The following is a 21,540-nucleotide window of genomic DNA, read 5'->3' as shown; positions in this document are numbered from 1 at the left end:
ATGTACGAGCTGTCCCGGGTCCGCCTCTACTCCATCGGACCGGCCGGTGCGCGCTACGCCGACACCGTGCTTGATCTGCGCGGTGTGGGCGAGCCCGTGCCCGACCCCGCGCCGACGCAGGCGGAGTTCTTCGAGGAGGAGCCCGTCGGTCCGCCGCGCCGGCCGGCGCCCGCCGGGGTGCTCTTCCTGGAGAACGGCGGCGGTAAGTCGGTCCTGCTCAAGCTGATCTTCTCCGTGATGCTGCCGGGCCACCGCAACACGCTCGGCGGCGCCAGCTCCGGTGTGCTGCGGAAGTTCCTGCTCGCCGACGACTGCGGACACGTCGCCCTGGAGTGGCAGCACACGCTCACCGGCGAGTGCGTCGTGGTCGGCAAGGTGAGTGAATGGCGCGGACGTCAGGTCTCCAACGACCCGCGGAAGTTCGCCGAGGCCTGGTACTCCTTCCGGCCGGGGCCCGGGCTGAGCCTGGACAACCTGCCTGTCGCCGAGTCCACTGCCGTACGGCCGCCCGTCGAGGGCCAGTCGGGCGCGCAGGGGCGTCGGCGCACCATGAAGGGCTTCCGGGACGCCATCACGGAGGCGGGCAAGGCGTATCCGCATCTGGAGGTGCACTGGGAGGAGATCCACGACCGGTGGATCGAGCACCTCGGCGATCTCGGCCTCGACCCCGAACTCTTCCGCTACCAACGAGAGATGAACGCCGACGAGGGTGAGGCAGCCGGCCTCTTCGCGGTCAAGAAGGACTCCGACTTCACCGACCTGCTGCTGCGGGCCGTGACGGACACGCGCGACACCGACGGCCTCGCCGACCTGGTCAGCGGCTTCGGCAACAAGCTGGGCCGACGCGCCGAGCTGATCGCCGAACGGGACTTCACCGCCGGGTCCGTGGACCTGCTCGGGCGGATCGTCGAGGCCGCCGAGGCACGCTCACGCGCGCGTGACATCCACGCCGGTGCCGAGCGGCGGACCCGGACCCTGGCCCGGCGGCTGTCCGCGCGGGGCGCCCAGGAGCGCGTGCGCGCCGCCGACCTCGCCCAGCGGGTCACCGCCGCCGCGTACGCCGTCACGCACGCCGAGGCGGCGCGCGAGCGCAGCGCGCTGATCGCCGCCGAACTCGCCTACCGGCACGCCTCGCTGGCACTCGCGGCCGCCGAGAAGTCCGCGGCCGCGCAGAAGCGCGAGCTCGCCGACGCGCGCACCCTGCACTCCGCCTGGCAGGCCGCCGAGGCCGTGCTGCGGCACCGTGCCGCCGCCGACCGCGTCGCGCGCGTGGCCGCCGCGATCCAGGAGGCCGAGCGGGACGCGGCCCCCGCGCTGGCCGCCCGCGCCAAGGCCGCCGTCGATCTCGTACGGGCCCTGCACTCGGCCGCCGAGAGCGCCGAGACCCTCGCCAACGAGGAGGAGGAGCGGTCCGCCGCCCTCCAGGAGGTCAGCGAGTCCGCCTACCGCGACTCCACCGCCGCCGCCACCGAGGCGCAGCGCGCCCGCAGTGAGATCGGGCATCTGCGGCAGCGGCTGTCCGAGGTCGAGCAGGAGACCGCCGAGGCCGTCCGCGCGGGCTGGCTCGACGACAGTGCGCCCGATGCCGACCCGGCCCGCGCGGCCCTCGCTGCCAGCGACGCCGAGAAGACGGCGGTTGCCGCCTGGGACACCGCCCGCGAGGCCTCCCGGCGCGCCTCGGAGCACGCGCGCGAAGCGGCCTCGGCCGAGTCCCGTGCGGAGCTGACCGCGGCCCGCGCGGCGGACGCCGCCTCGGCGGCGGAGCGGTCGTACGAGGCGGAGCGCCGTCTCGCCGAGAGCTTGGCGGCGGAGGAGCGGCTCGCGGAACTGCTCGGCCTGTCCGGCGAGTCCGGCGCGAAGCGCGGGGCCGTTCCTGCTCCGCGCACGGGTGACGACGGCAAGGGAGGCACGACCGCGCGCGACGGCGCTCAGGCGCTCACCCCGAGCGCCCTCCAGGAAGGAGCCCTCACGCCGGAGGACCTGGACCGGTTCGCCGACGAGCTGCGCGAACTGCTCGACGACGCCGTCTCCGGCGCCGAGCGTCATCTCTTCGAGCTGCGTACGGCAGCTGCCGACGACTCCCGGATCCTCGGCGCACTCGGTGACGGCGGGCTGCTGCCGCCCGGCCCGGACGTGCTGGCCACCGTGGAGTTCCTCGGCGAGCAGGGCATCCCCGCGCTGCCTGGCTGGCGCTATCTCGCCCAGGCCGTCGACCCCGCCGATCACGCGCGCGTGCTGGCCGCCCGGCCCGAACTGGTCGACGGCGTGATCATCACCGACCCGGACACACACGCCCGTGCCCGCGAGGTGCTGAGTGACGCAGCTCTGCTGCCCCGGTCGGCCGTTGCGGTGGGTACGGCCGCCGCACTGCTGGCACCGACACCGGCACCCGATTCCCGGAGCGGTGACGTCTTCCTCGTACCGCCGAACCCCGCCATGCACGACGAGCACGCCGCCGACGAGGAGCGGCAGGCGTTGCGCGCGCGGGCGACCGAGCGGGACGAGGAGATCCGCACGCTGGCCGCGCGGCTCGGCAAGGACCGGGAGCTGGCGGCGCGGCTCGCCTCGTGGCGGACCGGCTGCCCGGCCGGACGGCTGGTCGAGCTGGCGCAGGCGGCCCGGGACACGCGCGCGTTCGCCGAGGAGTCCGAGGCCGAGCTGGCCGAGGCACGGACCGTGCGGGCCGAGGCAGACGAAGCCGCCGCCGAGGCCGCCCAGGTCCGCGACGAGCGGCAGGAGGCCGCGCAGAAGGCCCGGCGCGCCGCCGACGCCCTCGCCGGACTCGCCTTCCGGCTGCGTGAGCGGGCCGGCTGGCAGGTCAAGCTGCGCGAACTCGCCGACGAGGCCACCGAGTCCGAGGCCCGCGCCCAGGCCTGCCTGGAGCGCGCCCGCGCGGCCGACGAGGACCGCCGTGCCGCCCAGCGCGCTGCCGACGACGCGCGCCGCACGGCGCGTGCCCTGCGCGCCGAGCGCTCGGAGATCGCGGGCGCCCCTGACGACGTACCGGACACCGACGCGGATGCCCCGAAGGCGTCCCTGCCCGCGCTGCGCGAGGCGTACCGGGCCGCCTCCCAGGTGTACGAGAAGGTCGGCGTGGGCGCCGATCTGCGCGCCGAACAGGCCCGTGCGGAGAGCGACGAGAGCGCGGCGCGCGCGGAACTGGACCGGCTGAGCAACAAGGTCCGCACGCGGGCCGAGCAGCTCCTGGAGTCGCCCGACGGCTCGGACGGGCCTTCCCGCCAAGCGGCCGCCGCGCGCGCGGAGGAGCTGGTCCAGCTCCTGGAGACCCGTATGTCCAGCGCCAGTGAGCAGCTCGGCCGACTGCGCGGCGAGGCCGAGCGGCTCGCGCCCGAGGACGGCGAGGCGCACACCGAGCTGTCCGAGGAGCTGCAACCGCGCGACGCCGAGCACGCGCAGGCACTGCTGCGCACGGCGACCGCCGAACTCGCCTCCCGCACCGAGGCGTTGACACAGGCCCGCGAGGCCCACGCGGAACTCCTCGAAGCCCACCGCGCCGCCGAGGACGCGGCGGGCGGCTTCGACGAGATCGCCGCGATGCTGCGCGACCTGCTGCGGGAACACGCCACGGACGAAGACCAGGAGGCACCGGAGCCGTACCCCGGCAGCCTGGACGAGGCCCGGCAGTCCGCCGCCGAGGCCCGCCGGTCGTTGCGCGGCTGTGCCGCCGACCTGTCCGCCGCCGAGGCAGCCGTGCGCGAGGCGAGCGACGTGCTCGTACGGCACGCCAACTCCACGCGCTACGAACAGGTCCGCACCCCAGCTCGCCAGCAGATCCGCGAACTACCCGCCTCCGCGCTGCCCGAGCACGCCCAGAAGTGGGCCGACGCCTTCGCGCCCCGACTGCGTGTGCTCACCGACGAGTTGGCGCAATTGGAGCGCAACCGCGACTCGATCGTCGACCGGCTCCGCGGGCTGGTCGAGTCGGCGTTGGCGACCCTTCGATCCGCTCAGCGGCTCTCCCGGCTGCCCGAGGGGCTCGGCGAGTGGTCCGGGCAGGAGTTCCTGCGCATCCGCTTCGAGGAACCGGACCAGGCCACCCTCACCGAACGGCTGGGCGAGGTCATCGACGAGGCGACACGGGCGGCCGTGAAGAAGAACTCCGACCTGCGGCGGGACGGCATGTCCCTGCTGCTGCGCGGTGTTGCCGCCGCCCTTCAGCCGAAGGGCGTCGCCGTCGAGATCCTCAAGCCGGATGCCGTACTGCGCGCGGAGCGCGTGCCTGTCGGGCAGATGGGCGACGTGTTCTCCGGTGGACAGCTGCTCACGGCGGCCATTGCCCTGTACTGCACGATGGCCGCCCTCCGGTCGAACGACCGGGGCCGGGACAAGCACCGGCATGCCGGCACGCTGTTCCTGGACAACCCGATCGGGCGCGCCAACGCGACCTATCTGCTGGAACTCCAGCGTGCCGTGTCGGATGCGCTGGGTGTCCAGCTCCTCTACACCACCGGCCTGTTCGACACCACCGCACTGGCGGAGTTCCCGCTGGTCATCCGCCTGCGCAACGATGCCGACCTCCGCGCCGGACTGAAGTACATCAGCGTCGAGGAGCACCTGCGGCCGGGACTGCCTCAACAGGCTTCGGCCGGGGAGGCGGTGCACAGCGAGATCACGGCAACACGGATGTTCAAACGACCGGCCCCGACGACGAGTTGATCAGGTACCCCTGTTCGGGCTGTGCCGCGCCTCGAGTTCCAGCGCGCTCAGGAGTGCGACAACTGTCCGGCCCCGCCCCGGCGGCGTATTCGCTCCTGCGTGCGCTCGGCCTGACGCGCCTGCCGTCGTGCTCGGCGCCGCTCGCGTCGCAGGGCGCGCGCCGTGCTGCTGGGCGTCGAGACCACGCCATGGCGCTGGTTCCACACCTGGCGGGTCACCCAGACGTCGAGAGCACCCCAGGTGGCCAGCACTGTGCTGACCACACTGCTGATCACCATCGGGAACGCCAGCCACGACCCGGCCAGAGTGCACAGGAAGGCCACCATCGCCTGGATCAGGGTCACCGCGATGATCAGTACCGCTCGCACTGCCGCCGTGCGCACGGGATCCGGCATGCGGCGCCGTCGGGCGGGCTCCTCCACCCACAACGGCCGGTACGACGATGGCTCTTGGGCCGCACTGCGGCTGCCGGCACGGGCTGCGCCCTCGCCCCTGGATGCCTTGCCGCCGGAACCGGCCGAAACGTCGCGCTCGTCCGCCGTCACCGCACTCACGCCCACCGAAACAGCGTGGCCGCTCGTCGCCCCGCGTCCGTCCGCGGGAATGTCGCGATCCAGCGCTTCGGGAGCGCGCCGCGCCGTCCCATGCGCCGTCGCGCCTTCCTCAAGCGTCTTGCACCGCTCCGCCGTGCCCATCACCGTGTCACTCCCCACCGCCGGCAGACCGCCCGCACCGTGTCCGAAGACTCCGCTCCCCATTGGCTGCCCGGCTTGCGCTGTTTTACGCCGCCCGGGGACGGGATGCGGCTCCTGTGGCTCATTCCGCCCCCATTTCCCGTACAGAAGCACGATCGACGCGTCCCGAAGATTCCCGAGAAAGACAAAGTTCCGGCCAACTGGCCCGGGGGCCCGGCCGGATCCGCCCTCCGCAGTGCCGAGGGTTTGCGGGAGGCAATCTCCCGCAATGGCCGGACAACTCCCCATGTCTCGTCACCGGCGCGGAAGTTCAGATTCCGGATGTCTCTTCGAGTTACTTGTGCGTCGGTAGTAGGCTCGCGCCAATTGTTGACGCACATGTGTGCCCCCTGACCGGTGGGGGTTTGAGCTGGGGGAGGCCATGCACTTTCGCGGGAAGTCGATCCGCCGGAAGATGGTGGCGCTGCTTCTCGTGCCGCTGGTGTCCCTGACCGCGATCTGGGGCTTCGCCACGGTACTCACGGGGCGAGGTGTGGCCCAGCTGTTCACGGTGTCGTCCCTCGTCGAGAAGATCGGCTACTCCACCGAGGACGCGGTCCGCGTCCTGCAGCAGGAACGCCGCCAGGCGCTGGTCTATCTCTCCGACCGTAGGGCCTCGGACGCGCTGTCCGCCCTGCGGGTCACCCGGAAGGCCACCGACGCCGCCGTCGCCGAGATCCGCAAGAACGCCAAGGACCCCGACGTCCGCGACGGGTTGGACCAGGGCGACAGCGAGCGCCTCACCGCCGTACTGGACGCCTTCGACGGGATCAACCCCCTTCGTCGCAGCGTCGAGGACGGAACGGTGACCCGTGCCGGGGCCCTCAACCAGTACAACCTTCTCGTGGACCCCTGCTACGCCCTCCTGGCCTCCCTCGACGGCGTCGACAACGTGGCGATGGACAAGCAGGCCCGTGCCCTCCTCAACGTCACCCGCGCCCGGGAACTCCTCTCCCGCGAGGACGCGTTGCTCAGTTCCGCCCTCGTGGTCGGGAAGCTGTCCCGGCACGAGATACGCGACGTCTCCGATCTCATCGCCCAGCGCACGCTCATGTACGAGATCAGCCTGACGGACCTGCCCTCGTCCGAGCGCGAACGCTACGAGCGCTTCTGGAGGAACGCGTCCACCGCTCCGCTGCGCGACGCAGAACAGGCCGTCATCGCCTCCCAGCCCGGCAAGCACACTACGGTCGACGCCAAGCGCTGGGACACGGCCGCGGGCAGCGTCCTCGACGAGCTCAGCAAACTCAACGACGAGGCGGGCGCGCGCTACCAGGACCGCGTCAGCCCCGTCGCGATGAGCGTCATCATGAAGGCGGCCATCGCCGGCGTCCTCGGTCTGCTCGCCCTGCTGTTCTCGCTCTTCCTGTCCGTGCGCATCGGCCGCGGTCTCATCCGCGACCTGAGGCAGTTGCGACTGGAGGCCCACGAGGCATCCGGCGTACGACTGCCCAGCGTGATGCGCCGCCTCTCGGCCGGCGAACAGGTCGACGTGGAGACCGAAGTGCCCCGCCTGGAGTACGACAAGAACGAGATCGGCGAGGTCGGGCAGGCCCTCAACACCCTGCAGCGCGCCGCCGTCGAGGCCGCCGTCAAGCAGGCCGAACTGCGCGCCGGAGTCTCCGAGGTCTTCGTCAACCTCGCCCGCCGCAGCCAGGTCCTCCTGCACAAGCAGCTCACCCTCCTCGACACCATGGAACGCCGGACCGAGGACACCGACGAACTCGCCGACCTGTTCCGCCTCGACCACCTCACCACCCGCATGCGCCGGCACGCCGAGGGCCTGGTGATCCTCTCCGGCGCCGCCCCCTCCCGGCAGTGGCGCAAGCCCGTCCAGCTCATGGACGTCGTGCGCGCCGCCGTCGCCGAGGTCGAGGACTACGAGCGCATCGAGGTCCGCCGCCTGCCCCGTGTGGCCGTCACCGGACCGGCGGTCGCGGACATCACCCACCTCGTGGCCGAACTCCTGGAGAACGCCACGGTGTTCTCCCCGCCGCACACCGCCGTCCAGGTCCTGGGCGAACGGGTCGCCAACGGCTTCACCCTGGAGATCCACGACCGCGGCCTCGGCATGGCGGCCGACGCCCTGCTGGACGCCAACCTCCGACTCGCCGAGACGCCCGAGTTCGAACTGTCCGACACCGACCGGCTCGGGCTGTTCGTGGTCAGCCGGCTCGCCCAGCGGCAGAACGTCCGCGTCTCGCTGCAACCGTCGCCGTACGGCGGCACCACGGCCGTCGTCTTCATCCCCGACACACTGCTCACCGACGACGTGCCGGACACCAACGGCATCGGGTTCCGTCTCGACCGGCCCACGCCTTCGAAGGAGGCCGAGCTGGAGGAGGCGCGCCGCGCCGCCCTCGCCCAGGTGCCGGCCCGCGTGCCCGGCCTCCCCGCCTCGCTCCTGGACGGCCCGGTCGAGCTGGAGGCACCCGTCGATCTCGATGCCCTCAGCGACTTCCCGGACGCCCTCGACGAAGAGGACGGCGAACGCGGCGGCCTCTTCCGCCCGCGTCGCAGGCTCGCCGAAGTGGAGAACGAGGCGAAAGGCCCGCTCGGCGCCCACCCGGTCTCCGGCATCCATGGCGGACCGGACCAGGCCGACCCGGACGACGATCTGAGCGCCCCCGTCCCCTTGCCCCGCCGCAGGACACCCAAGCTGGTCAGCTCGCACGGACGCCCGGTGACGGAGCAGCGCTCCCGGCGAGAGGAGGCGGACACGGCGCCTCCCGCGGGCCCGAACCGCCCTGAGCCCAACGGCCTCGCTCCGCTGCCGACCCGTCGGCGCGGTCCCGGATCCCACGGTGACCTGCCCGGCGTTCCGAACCGGACAGGTGATCGCACCGAGAACCCGCCCTCCGCCGGGCACGACCGCGCTGAGCGGCCGGAGCCCGCAGCCCTCCCGAGGCGCACCCGACGGCCCGCGATCGCATCGAGCGGCCCCGACGACTCCGTCCCGAGGACGCCTGCCGCGCAGCAGGACACCGGCTCCGGCACGGCGCCGCTGCCCCGGCGCGTACGGCAGGCCAATCTGGCTCCGCAGCTCAAGCAGGGCCCCGCTCGGCGCACCGAGGAGGGGACGGAGCTCGCCGAGCGGGACGCGGACGAGGTACGCAGCCGCATGGCCTCGCTCCAGCGCGGCTGGCAGCGCGGCCGCAAGGAGAACGCCGCGGGCGATGGCGCCCACAGCGGCACAGCACCACAAGGAACGACTAAGGGGGACGGTCGATGACCGCACCGAAGGCGACCGGCCACACCACGACCAACCAGTCCGGCGAGCTCAACTGGCTCCTCGACGACCTCGTGGACCGCGTCGCCAGCATCCGCAAGGCCGTCGTCCTCTCCGGCGACGGCCTGCCGACGGGGGTGTCCAAGGACCTGACCCGCGAGGACAGCGAGCACCTGGCTGCCGTCGCGTCCGGGTTCCACAGCCTCGCCAAGGGTGTGGGCCGCCATTTCGAGGCAGGCAACGTCCGGCAGACGGTCGTCGAGCTCGACGACGCCTTCCTGTTCGTGACGGCCGCCGGCGACGGCAGCTGCCTCGCGGTGCTCTCGGACGCCGACTCGGACGTCGGCCAGGTCGCGTACGAGATGACGCTCCTGGTCAAACGGGTCGGCGTGCATCTGGGCACCGCTCCACGCACCGATCTGCCCTCGGGCGGGTAGTGGGATGGCATGAGCGCTGAGGGTCAGGGAAGAAGCCACTGGTTCGACGACGAGGCCGGACCGGTCGTCCGCCCGTACGCCATGACGCGCGGCCGCACCACCAGTGCGGCCCAGCACCGCCTGGACCTGATCGCGGTGGTCGTCGCCGAGCCGCACGCGGACGATCCGGAAGCGGACTCGACACTGTCCCCGGAACACGTGGACATCGTCGATCTGTGCCGTGACGCCCCGCAGTCCGTCGCCGAACTCTCCGCCGAGCTCGACCTGCCCATCGGAGTCGTCCGGGTCCTCATCGGAGACCTCGTGGACGGGGAATTCGTCCATGTGAACCGGCCGGTACCGCCTGCCGAGCTGGTGGACGAGAGTATCCTGCGCGACGTGATCAACGGCCTGCGGGCGCTGTGAGCGGCGCGGAAGCGGGGTAGTGACGTGACAGGCTGGCAGTTCTGGGTCGACCGAGGCGGCACCTTCACGGACATCGTCGCGCGACGCCCGGACGGCCGGCTGCTGACACACAAGCTCCTGTCGGAGAATCCGGCGCGATACTCCGACGCGGCCGTCGCGGGCGTACGCGAGCTCCTGGGCGGCTCCCAGGACTTCATCGAGGCTGTCCGTATGGGCACGACGGTCGCCACGAACGCCCTCCTCGAGCGCAAGGGCGAGCGGACCCTGCTGGTTATCACCCGCGGCTTCCGCGACGCCTTGCGCATCGCCTACCAGAACCGACCCCGCATCTTCGCCCGCCGTATCGAACTCCCCGAGCTGTTGTACGAACGCGTCGTCGAGGTCGACGAACGCATCGCCGCCGACGGCACCGTCCTGCACGAGCCCGGCCTGGACGCCCTCGCCGGCCCGCTCCAGGACGCGTACGACGCCGGGATCCGTGCCGTCGCGGTGGTCTGCATGCACAGCCACCTCCACCCCGCCCACGAACAAGCCGTCGGGAGGCTCGCCGCCGGCATCGGCTTCCCGCAGATCTCGCTGTCCAGCGAGGTCAGCCCCCTGATGAAACTCGTCCCGCGCGGGGACACCGCGGTTGTCGACGCCTACCTCTCGCCCGTGCTGCGCCGCTACGTCCGGCATGTCGCCGACGAACTCGAAGGCGTACGGCTGATGTTCATGCAGTCCAACGGCGGTCTCGCCGAAGCCGGGCAGTTCCGCGGCAAGGACGCCATCCTCTCCGGCCCCGCCGGCGGCATCGTCGGCATGGCCCGCATGTCGCAGCTCGCCGGCTTCGACCGCGTCATCGGCTTCGACATGGGCGGCACCTCCACCGATGTCTCCCACTTCGCCGGCGAGTACGAACGTGTCTTCACCACACAGATCGCGGGCGTCCGGCTGCGCGCGCCCATGCTGGACATCCACACCGTCGCGGCCGGAGGCGGCTCCGTCCTCCACTTCGACGGCTCCCGCTACCGCGTAGGGCCGGACTCGGCGGGCGCGGACCCCGGGCCCGCCTGCTACCGGGGCGGCGGCCCCCTCGCCGTCACCGACGCCAACGTCATGCTCGGTCGCATCCAACCCGCCCACTTTCCCAAGGTGTTCGGTCCCGACGGCGACCAGCCCCTCGACGACGCCCTCGTCCGTGACCGCTTCGCCGCGCTCGCGCGCGAGATCCGCGAGCGGACCGGCGACGACCGCACCCCCGAACAGGTCGCCGAGGGCTACCTGCAGATCGCGGTCGCCAACATCGCCAACGCCGTGAAGCGGATCTCCGTCCAGAAGGGCCACGACGTCACCCGCTACGCCCTCACCACCTTCGGTGGCGCCGGCGGTCAGCACGCGTGCATGGTCGCCGACTCGCTCGGCATCCGCACCGTCCTCGTGCCGCCCATGGCCGGTGTCCTCTCCGCGCTCGGCATCGGCCTCGCCGACACCACGGCCATGCGTGAACAGTCCGTCGAGGCCCCCCTGCAGGCCGCCTCGATGCCCGGCGTCCTCAAGACGGCGGACGACCTGGAAGCAGCTGCCCGGACCGAACTCCTCGACGAGGACGTCCCCGAGGACCGCATCAAGGTCACCCGCCGCGCCCAACTCCGTTACGACGGCACCGACACCACCCTCACCGTCGAGCTCACCGAGCCCGACACCATGAGGCGCGCCTTCGAAGAACGTCATCGCGCCACGTACTCCTTCACCCTCGACCGCCCGATCGTCGTCGAAGCCCTCTCCGTCGAAGCCACCGGCATCACCGAACCCCCCGATCTCTCCGCTCTCGCCCTCTACGAAGCCACCCCTGAACACCGCCCCGCCGCCCCGGAGACCGTCCGCCTCCACACGGGCGGCACCTGGCGCGACGTACCCCTCCACCGCCGCGAGGACCTGCCTCCCGGCGAAACCGTCACCGGCCCGGCGATCATCACCGAGGCCAGTGCGACGACCGTCGTCGACGACGGCTGGCGAGCGGCGGCGACCGACGACGGGCATCTGGTCATGGAACGCGTGGCGGTTACGCAGAGTTCCGATCTCGGCACGGAAGCCGACCCGGTTCTCCTCGAGGTCTTCAACAACTTGTTCATGTCCATCGCCGAGCAGATGGGCGCCCGCCTCGAATCCACCGCCCAGTCCGTCAACATCAAGGAACGCCTGGACTTCTCCTGCGCGCTCTTCGACCCGGACGGAAACCTGGTGGCCAACGCCCCACACATCCCCGTCCACCTGGGCTCGATGGGCACGAGCGTCAAGGAGGTCATCCGGCGTCGCGGCTCCCGGATGCGCCCCGGCGACACCTACGCCGTCAACGACCCGTATCACGGCGGCACTCACCTGCCCGACGTCACCGTGATCACTCCGGTCTTCGACACGGGAGCCACGGCGACCACGGAGGGTGATCCGGAGATCCTCTTCTACGTCGCCTCACGAGGCCACCACGCAGAGATCGGCGGCATCGCGCCCGGCTCCATGCCGGCCGACAGCCGCACCATCGAGGAGGAAGGAATCCTCTTCGACAACTGGCTGCTCGCCGAGAACGGCCGCTTCCGCGAGGAGGAGACCCTCCGCCTGCTCACCGAGGCGCCCTACCCCTCCCGTAATCCGAAGACCAACCTCGCCGATCTGCGCGCCCAGATCGCGGCCAACCAGAAGGGCGTCGACGAAGTCGCCCGCATGATCGAGAACTTCGGCCTCGACGTCGTCCAGGCGTACATGAAGCACGTCCAGGACAACGCCGAGGAAGCGGTGCGTCGGGTCATCGACGCCCTGGACGACGGCGAGTACGCCTACGAGACCGACTCCGGCGCCGCCATCCGGGTACGCGTGCGCGTGGACCGCGAGAACCGCTGCGCCACCGTCGACTTCACCGGCACGTCCCCGCAGCTGGCCACGAACTTCAACGCCCCCTTCTCGGTCGTCAACGCCGCAGTGCTCTACGTCTTCCGCACCCTTGTCGCCGACGACATCCCGCTCAACGACGGCTGTCTGCGGCCCCTGCAGATCATCGTGCCGCCCGGTTCCATGCTGGCACCCGAACCCCCGGCAGCGGTCGTCGCGGGCAACGTGGAGACCTCCCAGGCGATCACCGGCGCGCTCTACGCCGCACTGGGCGTCCAGGCCGAGGGCTCCGGCACCATGAACAACGTCACCTTCGGCAATGAACGCCACCAGTACTACGAGACCGTCGCCTCCGGATCCGGCGCGGGCGACGGGTTCCCCGGTGCGCCCGTCGTCCAGACCCACATGACCAACTCGCGGCTGACCGATCCCGAAGTGCTGGAGTGGCGACTGCCCGTGCGGCTCGACGAGTTCGCCGTACGGCGCGGCAGCGGCGGCGCCGGGCGGTGGCGCGGCGGGGACGGCGCCGTGCGCCGCATCCGGTTCCACGAGCCCATGACCGTCTCCACGCTGTCACAGCACCGCAGGGTCCCGCCGTACGGCATGGCGGGCGGTGAACCCGGCGCGCTGGGAGCAAACCGGGTGGAACGTGCCGACGGCACGGTCACCGCACTCGGCGGCAGCGACTCGGCGGACGTCGGACCCGGCGACGTACTCGTCATCGAAACCCCCGGCGGCGGAGGCTACGGCCCACCGTCGCGCGACCCCCATCAAGCAGGAGAAGAGATCGATGATCTTCGGGCGTTCTGAGCGCGGGAAGCCACCGGTCGAGCCCGTCACGCTCAAGATCCTGGTGGCCGGCGGCTTCGGCGTGGGCAAGACCACCCTCGTCGGCGCTGTCAGCGAGATCAGGCCGCTGCGCACCGAGGAACTGCTCACCGAGGCCGGACGCCCGATCGACGACACGAGCGGTGTCGAGGGCAAGTGCACCACCACCGTGGCCATGGACTTCGGCCGCATCACCCTGCGCGAGGACCTGGTGCTGTACCTCTTCGGCACGCCCGGCCAGGAGCGGTTCTGGTTCATGTGGGATGAGCTCTCCGAGGGTGCGCTCGGGGCCGTGGTCCTCGCCGACACCCGCCGCCTCGAGGACTGCTTCGCGGCCGTCGACTACTTCGAGCGCCGCTCCATACCCTTCCTCGTCGGCGTCAACTGCTTCGAGGGAGCTGCCCGTTACCCGGCGGAGGACGTCCGGCAGGCCCTCGATCTCGACGACGACGTGCCGCTGCTGCTGTGCGACGCCCGCGACCGTGAGTCCGTCAAGGAGGTCCTGATCGGCGTCGTCCAGCACGCGATGGCCTATCAGGCGGACCGCCGCCAGACCGTGCCCACGTGACACAGGTACGCGGCCCGTACCCCCGCCGACCGGGGTACGGGCCGCAGCCGAGGGTTCACGCACGCGCGTGTGCCTAGCTGTCGCCTTCCTCCTCCCAGCCGAAGCTCCTCTCCACGGCCTTGCGCCAGTTGTGGTACTGGCGGTCACGCACGGACGCCTCCATGGCAGGCGTCCATTCGACGTCCTTCTGCCAGTGGGACTTCAGCTCGTCGAGGTCGTTCCACACGCCGGTGGCGAGCCCGGCCGCGTACGCGGCGCCCAGGCAGGTGGTCTCGGAGACCTTCGGACGGACCACCGGAACGTCGAGCACATCCGCCTGGTGCTGCATGAGCAGGTTGTTCTTGGTCATGCCGCCGTCCACCTTCAGGGTGGTGATGTGCACTCCGGAGTCCTGGTACATGGCGTCTACGACCTCGCGCGTCTGCCAGCTCGTCGCCTCCAGTACCGCGCGGGCGAGGTGTCCCTTGGTGACGTAGCGCGTCAGGCCCGTGATGACACCGCGCGCGTCGGAGCGCCAGTAGGGCGCGAACAGGCCGGAGAAGGCGGGCACGATGTAGGCGCCGCCGTTGTCCTCGACGCTCGCCGCCAAAGGCTCGATCTCGTCGGCGGTACGGATGATGCCGAGCTGGTCGCGGAACCACTGCACCAGCGCGCCCGTTATGGCTATCGACCCCTCCAGGCAGTAGACCGGCGCCTCACTGCCGATCTTGTAGCCCATCGTCGTCAGCAGCCCGCTCTTGGACGCCACCGGCCGGTTGCCCGTGTTGAGCAGCAGGAAGCTGCCCGTGCCGTAGGTGTTCTTCGCCGTGCCCACGTCGTAGCAGGCCTGCCCGAACACGGCCGCCTGCTGGTCGCCGAGGGCCGATGCGACCGGTACGCCGGCCAGCTGGCCGACCGCGGTGCCGTATGTCTCGGCGGAGGACCTGATCTCGGGGAGGACGGCTTCGGGGATGTTCATGGCGGAGAGGATCGACGAGTCCCACTGGAGGGATTCCAGGTTCATCAGCATCGTGCGGCCGGCGTTGGTCACGTCGGTGACGTGCTGCCCGCCGTCGGTACCGCCCGTCAGGTTCCAGATGAGCCAGGAGTCGATCGTGCCGAAGGCGATCTCGCCCCGCTCGGCGCGATCGCGCAGGCCGGGCACATTGTCGAGCAGCCAGGCCGCCTTCGGCCCGGAGAAGTAGGTGGCCAGCGGCAGTCCGGTCTGCTCACGGAAACGATCCTGCCCGTCCGAGCCACCGAGTTGGTTGCACAGCGCCGCGGTACGTGTGTCCTGCCACACGATCGCGTTGTGCACCGGTTTGCCCGTGGCCCGGTCCCACAGGACCGTCGTCTCGCGCTGATTGGTGATGCCGAGGGCACTGAGCTGGTCGGCGCGCAGCCCGGCCTTGGCGATCGCGCCGGCGACCACCGCCTGCACCTTCGACCAGATCTCGGTGGCGTCGTGCTCCACCCAGCCGGGCTTGGGGAAGATCTGGCGGTGCTCACGCTGGTCGACGGCCACGATGGCGCCGTCCTGGTTGAAGATGATGCAGCGGCTGGAGGTGGTGCCCTGGTCGATAGCGGCGACGAACTTGTCCGTCATGACGTCCCCTTCGTCGGTTCCTTCAGAAGGCTGCGTTGAAGATGAGTCCGGACAGCGCCCCGCCGATCAGCGGTCCCACCACCGGGATCCACGCGTAGCCCCAGTCCGATGTGCCCTTGTTGGGGATCGGGAGCAAGGCGTGGGTGATGCGCGGGCCCAGGTCGCGGGCCGGGTTGATGGCGTATCCCGTGGGACCGCCAAGCGACAGACCGATGCCGACCACCAGGAACGAGACGATCAGAATCGCGGTGCCTGACTCGCCGAGCCCTTTGGTCAGGCCGAACGCCAGGATCGGCAACACCAGCGCGATGGTCGCGATGATCTCGGTGATGAGGTTCGCCACGGGATTGCGGATCGCGGGCGCCGTGGAGAAGATCCCGAGGGTCGGCTGAGCGATGTCCTCGTCGGCGTTGGCCTGGAACTGGGCGAGATAGACCAGCCAGCACAGGACCGCGCCGAGGATCGCGCCGACCATCTGTCCGGCGATGTAGACCGGGACCTGGTCCCAGTCCTCGGTGTCGATGGCGATCCCGAGCGTCACGGCCGGGTTGAGGTGCCCGCCGGACAGCGGTGCGGCGGTGTACGCGCCGGCCATCACGCCGAATCCCCAGCCGAACGCGATGACGATCCAGCCCGCGTCCTTCGCCTTCGAGAAGTTGAGTACGACGGCGGCGACCACTCCGGCCCCGAAGAGGATCAGGATCGCGGTCCCGATGACCTCACCGAGGAATACGTCTCCGTTGCTCATGTCGGCTCCTAGGGCCGTGGCCGGGACGATCGGCCCCGGTTCTCCGTGCGGGGTGCGTTTCCCATGGCGACTTCAGCCGAGGGCAGGGAGGTCCCGTGCCCCGCCCGGCGTCCGTGACGAGCGTGCCGTCGCGGCCGACTCGCCCGTGGGGGAAGGCGCCTTGGTGCAGGCGGAACCGCGCGGCGCAGTGCGTGGATACGCCGAGAATGTACGGCGATGTCGACCGACACCGGGAAGTGTTCACCGGTGTCCAGGGGGCGTCAAGGTCGCTGACGCCAATGGTTGGGGGCGCACCGACGGGTCACGAACCGTCGCCGACGCGGCTCGTGGCACGCCCGTTCGGGTAGGGGACGGACACTGAGGCCCTGCTGAGGCCGGCAGGGAGGCCAGCTCCTGCTGGACCCGGCAGGGGTCGAAGGCCATGGCAGTGCTGAGGCCGTACGGGCGCCTTTCGGCCCCGCCGACCTGGTAGGAAAAGCGTCTCACCCCTTACCCGGGTCCGCCACCGCCCACTCGGCACGAGCCGGCTCCGCCGCCGCACCGCGAAGGATCTCGTGCCCGGACAGCCCCGCGCGGCCCAGCACCCAGCTCGCCCCGCTGAGCGACTTCGCGGCCTTCTTCAGGGGCGCCAGACAGGCGGCCGCCTGCCGGTGGTCCGTCACGCTCCCGGGCTCGCACAGGACCGTGGCCAGGGACAGCGTGACGGGCCGCCCGCCCGCCGACCAGGGCGCGTCCAGCACGGAGGCGGCCAGCGGGCTCAGCCCTTCCGGATCCGCGAGCACCAGGAAGTCGTCCCCTCCGATGTGGCCCACTCGGGTGCTGCCGGACGCCGCGTGTTGCAGCGCCCGTCCGACCGACCGGATCAGCTCGTCGCCCGCCGCGAAGCCGGCACCGTCGTTGACCTGCTTGAAGTGGTCCACGTCCAGCCAGCTCAGCGCGAACGTCCGCCCGTCCGCGATCCGTCGGTCCACCTCACCGGTGATCGCGTCAGAGCCGGGCAGCCGGGTCAGCGGATTGAGCCCCGCGGCCTCCTCCACCCGGGTCTCGGCGAGAGCACGTACGAGGTCGGCGAGCCTCACGACGCCCACACACCGGCCGTACCGGTCGACCACGGCCACATCGTCCGACGTGCGGTCGCGGCCGCCGACCGCGACCACGTCCAGCACCTCCCACGCGGTGGCGTCGACGCCCACCGTGCGCGGGGGGTCTCCGAGCTTGGCCGCGGGCCGGTCGGCGTACAGGGCATGGCCGTAGCGGCCCGACATCGACAGCAGGAAGCGGGAGCGATGCACCGACCGCACCGGGACGCCGTCCGGGTCCACCAGCAGCACCCCGGACACGTCCGGCGACCCGGTCAGCAGCGCCCGCACCTGCCCTGCGGACGCGGTGGCGGGCAGCAGCGCGGCCGGCCGCACGAACTCCAGCACCGACGGCCCCGAGCGTGGCGTGACCGCCGGTCCGGGGGAGCGCGGCGGAACGTATACCTCCGCCGCGGGCAGCCGAGCCGGTGGAGCGAACAACTCCCCCTGAGCCAGCTGTGCACCGGCGGACTGCGCGGATGCGCACTGCAGCTCCGTCTCCACGCCCTCGATGCACAGCAGGGACGCCAACTCGTCGCACAGCGTCCGCATCGCTCGCACCGCAGCCGGGCGCGTCAGCATGGACGCGTCGAGTTTAAGCAGGTCAGGCGCCATATCGGTGAGCAACCGCAGCGGCACGTCCCCGTCGCCGACGCCATCCGCGCTGATCCGGAATCCCTGCTCCCGCAGCGAGCCGATCGCCTCCAGCAACGCATGCTGAGGCACATGCGTGTACGGCGGACCGACGTCTATCGTCACCTCCCACGGCAGCCGCCCCGCGGCACGCACGGCGTCGTGCAGCGGTGTCAGCCCGCCGAGGTCGGCGAGGGTCCCGGCGAACACGTTGACGTACAGAGGCAGCAACGTCTCCTTGCGCGCCGCCGCGCGGAACGCCGACACGGCGAGCCGCCCGTCGAGCTCGGGATCGCGGCGGGCCTCGGCCAGGACGTCGCCGGTCTCCGGGCGGGCGAGTATCTCCAGCCCCGCGACTCCGCCGGTCGTCAGATTGACCACCGGTTGGAAAGCGAAGCGGAGAGTATCCGTCCAGGAGTCCACGGGATCATGATGGCGACCCCTGGAGGACGCCCGAGCCCAGTTCATGAGACGTTCACGCAGGATTCCGGGTTGGTCACACAGCGTAGGCACGCCTGGCCGTCCTTGGTCGTACGACGGTGGTGTCACGCTCGCAGAACCGCACGCGCGTGCCCGTCGAGCCGCCGCCTCACCGCACCGCGATCACCGCCGATCCGTGCCCGAACAGCCCCTGGTTCGCCGCGATCCCCACGCGAGCCCCGGCGACCTGCCGGTTGCCCGAAGCTCCCCTCAACTGCCAGGTGAGTTCGCAGACTTGGGCGATCGCCTGGGCGGGTACCGCCTCACCGAAGGAGGCCAGCCCGCCGCTCACGTTCACGGGTATGCGTCCGCCCAGCGTCGTCACGCCCTCCCGCAGCAGCTTCGCGGCCTCTCCCTCTCCGCACAGCCCCAGATCCTCGTACCACTGCAACTCCAGAGCGGTGGACAGGTCGTAGACCTCTGCGAGCGAGAGTTCCTCCGGGCCGATACCCGCTTCCTCGTAGGCCGCCCGCGCGATCGACTCCCGGAACGTCTCGGCCGGCGGTCGCACCGCCACCGCGGAGTCCGTCGCCATGTCGGGCAGATCCAGGACGGTGTTGGGATAACGGGGCGTCACCGTGGACACCGCCCGGATCCGCACCGGATCCCTGGCGCCGTGCCGACGTGCGAACTCCATGCCGGCCAGCACGAGCGCCGCTCCTCCGTCCGAGGTCGCGCAGATGTCGAGCAGCCGCAGGGGATCGGCGACCACGGCGGACGCGGCGACCTCCTCGGCGGTGACCCGTTTGCGGTAGCGCGCGTAGGGATTCAGTGCGCCGAGCCCCGCGTTCTTCACCTTGACCTGTGCGAAGTCCTCCGGGGTGTCCCCGTGCACGGCCATCCGCCGGCGCGCGTACAGCCCGAAGTACGCCGGATTGGTCGCACCGAGGACGCGGAAACGCAGCCAGTCCGGGTCGTCCGGCCGGTCGCCGCCCGCAGGCCGGAAGAACCCCTTGGGAGCCGCGTCCGCACCCACCACCAGCACCGCATCCGCCAGCCCCGCAAGTATCTGAGCCCGCGCGGTGTTGAGGGCCTGCGCGCCGGACGCGCACGCCGCGTACACGCTCGTGACCCGGGCGCCCTGCCAGCCGAGCGCCTTCGCGAACGTAGCCCCGGCGACATACCCCGGATAGCCGCCCCGCACGGTGTCCGCGCCGACGATCGATCCGATGTCCCGCCACTCCAGGCCCGCATCGGCGAGTGCCGCGCGGGCCGCCACTGCCCCGTACTCGACGAAGCTGCGCCCCCATTTGCCCCAGGGATGCATCCCCGCGCCGAGCACCGCAACCTCTTCCGTCATGCCGTCACCCCCGTCGGCCGCCACTGCCACGTCGTGCAGACCGTCTCCGCGCCCTCATGCAGTACGCCCGGAACGACCTCCACCTCCATGCCCACCGTCAGATCGGCGACGGTGACCCCTGGAACCGCCTGTCCCAGCACCACCAGGCGCTCGGCTGCCAGCTCCACAGCGATCAACGTGTACGGTTCCCACGGAAGTTCCGGATCGGTCACATAGGGTGACGGAGGCCGGTACCGGCTGTCCGTGTACGACCAGACGCGCCCGCGCCGCGAGAGCGGCACCTCCTCCAGATCGCCGCCAGGACAGTCCGGGTTGCGGCAGTGAGTGTCCTCGCGCGGAAAGAAGACCGAGGTGCAGATTGAGCAACGGGTGCCGAGGAGCCGGAAGTCGTCCTCGTCACCGGCGAACCACCCGGCGACCACAGGTGTGCGCGTGCGTGGCATAGCCCCTCCTGGCAAGGATCTGACGGGACGTCAGAAGTGTGCCACGGGCGATCGGAAAGCGGCAGGCGGCCTGACCGCTGGACTGCATCCGATCGCTTCCCCGACGGCACACATTCCTGATAGACGCAGGAGACATGACACGACTCTCGACCGCGGTACGGGGACTGGTCACCACGCTCGCCACCTTGCTGGCCGTGACCGTCGCCCCCGCCCCTGCCCAGGCGAAGACCGAGCCAAAAGCGCCGAAGGACTTCGTGGCGCTGAGAACCGTGGATCCCACCATCCTTCAGGAGATGCGGTATGTCACCTCGCACAACTTCGTGGGCGAGCGCATCGACGGCTACCGGCAGCCCCTCTGCATCCTCACCCGGCCCGCCGCCGAAGCGCTCCACAAGGCCCAGAAGCAGCTACTGCGCCAGGGTTACACGCTGAAGGTGTACGACTGCTACCGGCCGCAGCGCGCCGTCGACCACTTCGTGCGCTGGGCCGAGGACCTCGACGACCAAGCCATGAAGGACGAGTTCTACCCGAACGTCGACAAGACCCGTCTGTTCGCGGACGGTTACATCGCGGAGAAATCCGGCCACAGTCGCGGCTCGACCATGGACCTGACCATCGTCCGGCTGCCGGCGAAGCCCACCAGGCCGTACCTACCGGGAGAGCCCCTCGTGCCCTGCTACGCACCCCAGGGCGAGCGCTTCCCCGACAACTCCGTCGACATGGGCACCGGCTTCGACTGCTTCGACACCCTTTCGCACACCCTCGACCCGCGCATACAGGGCGAACAGCGGGCCAACCGGCTGCTGCTCAAGGACACCCTCGAAGCCCTCGGATTCGTGAACCTCGCCGAAGAGTGGTGGCACTACACGTACAAGCCGGAGCCCTACCCGGACACCTACTTCGACTTCCCCGTGTCCAGGAACTCCCTCACCAGGCAGTAGTGACCGGCCCCCGGAGGACGCCCTTCCCCTGATCGGATACAGTCCGCCGCGTGTCCGAAACTCAGCACTCCGCCCCCAACTCCGCAGCAGACTCCCACTGTTCGAGCTGCGGCGCGCCCTACGGAGAGGGCGTCTCCGGCTGGCCCCGCACCTGCCCGTCGTGCGGCACCGTGGCCTACCGCAACCCGCTGCCGGTAGCGATCGCACTCCAGCCCGTGTACGACACGAAGGGCACCGCCCTGGTCGTCATCACCCGCACCGTCGCCCCCGCGCGCGGAGGCATCGCCCTGCCCGGCGGCTACATCGACGACCGCGAGGACTGGCGGCAGGCCGTCGTCCGCGAGCTCAAGGAAGAGACCGGCATCGACGCGGCCGGCCGCGACGTACGCCTCGTCGACGCCATGAGCTCTCCCGACGGGCACCTGCTGCTGTTCGGCCTCCTTCCGGAACGGCCCGCCGACCGCCTGCCGACGTCGGCCGCCACGGACGAGACCGAAGGCTGGCACCTGCTGCGCAGGCCGGAGGAGCTCGCCTTCCCGCTGCACACACTGGCCGCGCGGGCGTTCTTCGAGGGCCGTTACGTCTGAG

The 21,540-nt window shown here is 71.0% G+C and carries 14 protein-coding genes; 8 read left to right on the top strand and 6 right to left on the bottom strand.

Going from position 1 to position 21,540, the window contains the following annotated elements:
- On the top strand, positions 1–4,677 hold the full coding sequence (locus tag ACQEV2_RS06590) for a hypothetical protein (protein WP_433037532.1): 4,677 nt from the start codon (positions 1–3) through the stop codon (positions 4,675–4,677).
- Between the two features lie 47 nt (positions 4,678–4,724).
- Here the strand turns inward: ACQEV2_RS06590 and ACQEV2_RS06585 are convergent, their stop codons facing one another.
- Positions 4,725–5,372 carry a hypothetical protein gene (locus ACQEV2_RS06585; protein ID WP_433037529.1) on the bottom strand — a complete coding sequence of 216 codons (648 nt, stop codon included), beginning with the start codon at positions 5,370–5,372 and terminating at the stop codon, positions 4,725–4,727.
- 421 nt (positions 5,373–5,793) lie between these two features.
- Between ACQEV2_RS06585 and ACQEV2_RS06580 the strand changes: the two genes are divergently transcribed.
- From ACQEV2_RS06580 to ACQEV2_RS06560, 5 genes are read left to right on the top strand one after another with little or no spacing between them, the layout of a single operon-like run.
- Positions 5,794–8,643 carry a nitrate- and nitrite sensing domain-containing protein gene (locus tag ACQEV2_RS06580; RefSeq protein WP_433037527.1) on the top strand — a complete coding sequence of 950 codons (2,850 nt, stop codon included), beginning with the start codon at positions 5,794–5,796 and terminating at the stop codon, positions 8,641–8,643.
- On the top strand, positions 8,640–9,077 hold the full coding sequence (locus ACQEV2_RS06575; protein ID WP_433037525.1) for a roadblock/LC7 domain-containing protein: 438 nt from the start codon (positions 8,640–8,642) through the stop codon (positions 9,075–9,077). The genes ACQEV2_RS06580 and ACQEV2_RS06575 overlap by 4 nt, the downstream gene beginning before the upstream one ends.
- Positions 9,078–9,086: 9 nt before the next feature.
- On the top strand, positions 9,087–9,482 hold the full coding sequence (locus ACQEV2_RS06570; RefSeq protein WP_433037523.1) for a DUF742 domain-containing protein: 396 nt from the start codon (positions 9,087–9,089) through the stop codon (positions 9,480–9,482).
- 24 nt (positions 9,483–9,506) lie between these two features.
- Positions 9,507–13,157, top strand: a complete 3,651-nt coding sequence (locus tag ACQEV2_RS06565) for a hydantoinase B/oxoprolinase family protein (RefSeq protein ID WP_433037521.1) — start codon at positions 9,507–9,509, stop codon at positions 13,155–13,157.
- On the top strand, positions 13,138–13,743 hold the full coding sequence (locus tag ACQEV2_RS06560) for a GTP-binding protein (RefSeq protein WP_433037519.1): 606 nt from the start codon (positions 13,138–13,140) through the stop codon (positions 13,741–13,743). The genes ACQEV2_RS06565 and ACQEV2_RS06560 overlap by 20 nt, the downstream gene beginning before the upstream one ends.
- 73 nt (positions 13,744–13,816) lie before the next feature.
- Here the strand turns inward: ACQEV2_RS06560 and glpK are convergent, their stop codons facing one another.
- The 5 genes from glpK to ACQEV2_RS06535 all read right to left on the bottom strand — a co-directional run bounded on the left by glpK (position 13,817) and on the right by ACQEV2_RS06535 (position 19,990).
- Positions 13,817–15,328 carry a glycerol kinase GlpK gene (gene glpK / locus ACQEV2_RS06555; protein WP_433037517.1) on the bottom strand — a complete coding sequence of 504 codons (1,512 nt, stop codon included), beginning with the start codon at positions 15,326–15,328 and terminating at the stop codon, positions 13,817–13,819.
- Between the two features lie 22 nt (positions 15,329–15,350).
- Complete coding sequence (locus ACQEV2_RS06550) at positions 15,351–16,076, bottom strand: MIP/aquaporin family protein (protein ID WP_433037515.1); 726 nt, start codon at positions 16,074–16,076, stop codon at positions 15,351–15,353.
- 482 nt (positions 16,077–16,558) lie between these two features.
- Positions 16,559–18,211: an EAL domain-containing protein gene (locus ACQEV2_RS06545; RefSeq protein WP_433037513.1), complete on the bottom strand. Its 1,653-nt coding sequence runs from the start codon at positions 18,209–18,211 to the stop codon at positions 16,559–16,561.
- Between the two features lie 166 nt (positions 18,212–18,377).
- Positions 18,378–19,568 carry a lipid-transfer protein gene (locus ACQEV2_RS06540; protein WP_433037511.1) on the bottom strand — a complete coding sequence of 397 codons (1,191 nt, stop codon included), beginning with the start codon at positions 19,566–19,568 and terminating at the stop codon, positions 18,378–18,380.
- The gene (locus ACQEV2_RS06535) at positions 19,565–19,990 is read right to left on the bottom strand and encodes a Zn-ribbon domain-containing OB-fold protein (RefSeq protein WP_433054240.1); all 426 of its coding nucleotides are present in this window, start codon (positions 19,988–19,990) and stop codon (positions 19,565–19,567) included. Before ACQEV2_RS06535 ends, ACQEV2_RS06540 begins: the two co-directional genes overlap by 4 nt.
- A 155-nt stretch (positions 19,991–20,145) precedes the next feature.
- Between ACQEV2_RS06535 and ACQEV2_RS06530 the strand changes: the two genes are divergently transcribed.
- Entirely contained in the window at positions 20,146–20,952 is an 807-nt protein-coding gene (locus ACQEV2_RS06530; protein ID WP_433037509.1) for a M15 family metallopeptidase, read from the top strand.
- 50 nt (positions 20,953–21,002) lie between these two features.
- Entirely contained in the window at positions 21,003–21,539 is a 537-nt protein-coding gene (locus ACQEV2_RS06525; RefSeq protein ID WP_433037507.1) for an NUDIX domain-containing protein, read from the top strand.
- Position 21,540 lies beyond the last annotated feature (1 nt).

Origin of the sequence: Streptomyces sp. CA-251387 (assembly GCF_050936625.1) — a bacterium.
In the GTDB taxonomy this organism is placed as follows: Bacteria; Actinomycetota; Actinomycetes; order Streptomycetales; family Streptomycetaceae; genus Streptomyces.
This window is presented reverse-complemented; position numbering and strand designations above follow the sequence as displayed.

Coding starts and splice junctions, on each gene's coding strand:
- ACQEV2_RS06530 (WP_433037509.1), top strand. CDS start 20,146: ATGACACGACTCTCGACCGCGGTACGGGGACTGGTCACCACGCTCGCC.
- ACQEV2_RS06575 (WP_433037525.1), top strand. CDS start 8,640: ATGACCGCACCGAAGGCGACCGGCCACACCACGACCAACCAGTCCGGC.
- ACQEV2_RS06585 (WP_433037529.1), bottom strand. CDS start 5,372: ATGGGCACGGCGGAGCGGTGCAAGACGCTTGAGGAAGGCGCGACGGCG.
- ACQEV2_RS06560 (WP_433037519.1), top strand. CDS start 13,138: ATGATCTTCGGGCGTTCTGAGCGCGGGAAGCCACCGGTCGAGCCCGTC.
- ACQEV2_RS06590 (WP_433037532.1), top strand. CDS start 1: ATGTACGAGCTGTCCCGGGTCCGCCTCTACTCCATCGGACCGGCCGGT.
- glpK (WP_433037517.1), bottom strand. CDS start 15,328: ATGACGGACAAGTTCGTCGCCGCTATCGACCAGGGCACCACCTCCAGC.
- ACQEV2_RS06580 (WP_433037527.1), top strand. CDS start 5,794: ATGCACTTTCGCGGGAAGTCGATCCGCCGGAAGATGGTGGCGCTGCTT.
- ACQEV2_RS06550 (WP_433037515.1), bottom strand. CDS start 16,076: ATGAGCAACGGAGACGTATTCCTCGGTGAGGTCATCGGGACCGCGATC.
- ACQEV2_RS06540 (WP_433037511.1), bottom strand. CDS start 19,568: ATGACGGAAGAGGTTGCGGTGCTCGGCGCGGGGATGCATCCCTGGGGC.
- ACQEV2_RS06570 (WP_433037523.1), top strand. CDS start 9,087: ATGAGCGCTGAGGGTCAGGGAAGAAGCCACTGGTTCGACGACGAGGCC.